Source organism: Blautia sp. AM29-29 (assembly GCF_003480555.1).
GTDB lineage: Bacteria > Bacillota > Clostridia > Lachnospirales > Lachnospiraceae > Fusicatenibacter > Fusicatenibacter saccharivorans.
On sequence record NZ_QUJD01000047.1, the window covers coordinates 1 to 1,779 of the forward strand.

The following is a 1,779-nucleotide window of genomic DNA, read 5'->3' on the forward strand; positions in this document are numbered from 1 at the left end:
AGACCGCAAAAGCGGTCTGCTATTTGTCAAGGTGCTCGTATTCTACCGTTTACGCTGAGATTAAGCAGGTTGAAAAGGAAATCGCCAAGCTCGAAGCAAAGAAAGCTAAAGCGGATCAGAAAGCAGCTGAAGAAGCGAAAAAGTCGGAAGCTGAGGCTGTGGTTAAGAAACTGCTGGCTGGCGGCATGAGTGCTGATGAGATTCTTGAGAAGCTGAAGTAATATAAGCCGTGTGGACTGAACTCCAGAAGTTCGCACGGTTATTTTTAGAGGTGTGGGTTAGTCAAAACTAATCGTAAAAACAAGTTGCTATGTGCAAAACCTGATGCTAATATCCATCCTAACCGGGGAGCAGAATGTAATTGCTCACGGTTGGAAAGGGCGGTAGCGTCATAGAAAAACTAAAAGAAATATTGAAAAGATACTTGGAAGGAGCATCGCCGAAGTACTATCCACCGGTCGAGAATCTGCTGGATTTGATCTACGAGCATTACACGGAGAATAATTCCATAGCACCGCAGACCACCGAGGCCGGCAAGGAGGCCAAGCAAAAAGAGAAAGATCTGGAAACTTGGCTCAGAGGTATAGCTGGAATGGATGTCTTGGTGGATGACTACGGCGGAGATATCCCGCTGTGGGAGAAAATTATGGACAGACAGGGGAGTGTGTGCTGCGCTTGGGAAAAGACTGCCTTTGAGGAAGGCATGAAAGTCGGGATGCGGCTGATGCTGGAGGTTCTCGACATATAGTTTGTAACGAAAAACGCTTCACTGTGAGAGTAATACAGTAAGCGCCAAGTATTCCTGCGGATTTTCAAATCCTTAGATTTCCCCTATAATTGCAGCTGATAGATACTTAGATTATTTCACTACAATTATGGAGGATAGGTTATGGCAGGTACTCGCAAGACCCGCGTTCCGATGGTGGAACAGATCAGACTTATCAATGAATGCCGTCAGAGCGGCATGACAGATGCTGACTGGTGTCGTGAAAACGACATTGCAGTAAGCACCTTTTACAACTGGGTCAGCCGTTGTCGGAAAACAGCAGCGGATCAGATCCCAGCGGCGAATTATGGTCATCTTGAGGTTCCACGCCCGAAACAGGACGTGGTTCCCATTGACATTGTTCCGGATCACATTCCGGAACAGCATACCGCATCGCAGATGCTAAATTCGAACCTTGACAATCCACATACGATTGAAGTTTCTATGAAGGATATCACAGTCCGCATCAGCAATGATGCGGATCCTGTTCTGCTCACCAGGACTTTTCGCATGCTTCAGGAGTTTTCATGTTAGGTGATGTTTCCGGACTTGAGAAGATCTACATTGTCTGTGGCTACACGGATATGAGGAAATCTATTGACGGACTCTGCACCGTTATCGAAGACCAGCTTAAGATGGATCCGTCGTCCAGTGCTCTCTTCCTTTTCTGTGGAAGAAGACGGAACAGGATTAAAGCCTTGTTCCGCGAACCGGATGGCTTCGTTCTGATCTATAAGCGATTGTCTGTCCGCGGCGGTTATCAATAGCCCAGAAAGCAGTCAGAGGTCCGGAATCTTTCCTGGCGGGAGTTTGACTGGCTGATGTCCGGGATTGATATTGACCAGCCAAAAGCCCTCAAAGCAGAATAAAAAGCTCGTGGATCCTGGCAGAAATCCTGCATAGAAAAATCCGGAAATCCCTTGTAAATTCGGCATTTTTCAGGCGTTGTTTTCCTTTAGTAAAGTAAGCGCAAAATATTGCTACGTTACTCATGAATTACGCTTGCACCAAAA

Annotated in this window: 4 protein-coding genes; all 4 read left to right on the forward strand. The window is 46.5% G+C overall.

The window, feature by feature from the left end; genetic code table 11:
* On the forward strand, positions 1-221 hold a 221-nt coding region (locus DW769_RS16240; RefSeq protein ID WP_442857765.1), incomplete at its 5' end, for a hypothetical protein.
* 140 nt (positions 222-361) lie between these two features.
* Positions 362-748 carry a hypothetical protein gene (locus tag DW769_RS16245; RefSeq protein ID WP_117801429.1) on the forward strand — a complete coding sequence of 129 codons (387 nt, stop codon included), beginning with the start codon at positions 362-364 and terminating at the stop codon, positions 746-748.
* 141 nt (positions 749-889) lie between these two features.
* Positions 890-1,300: an IS66 family insertion sequence element accessory protein TnpA gene (gene tnpA / locus DW769_RS16250; RefSeq protein ID WP_242998605.1), complete on the forward strand. Its 411-nt coding sequence runs from the start codon at positions 890-892 to the stop codon at positions 1,298-1,300.
* Complete coding sequence (tnpB, locus tag DW769_RS16255) at positions 1,294-1,533, forward strand: IS66 family insertion sequence element accessory protein TnpB (RefSeq protein ID WP_117801430.1); 240 nt, start codon at positions 1,294-1,296, stop codon at positions 1,531-1,533. The genes tnpA and tnpB overlap by 7 nt, the downstream gene beginning before the upstream one ends.
* Positions 1,534-1,779 lie beyond the last annotated feature (246 nt).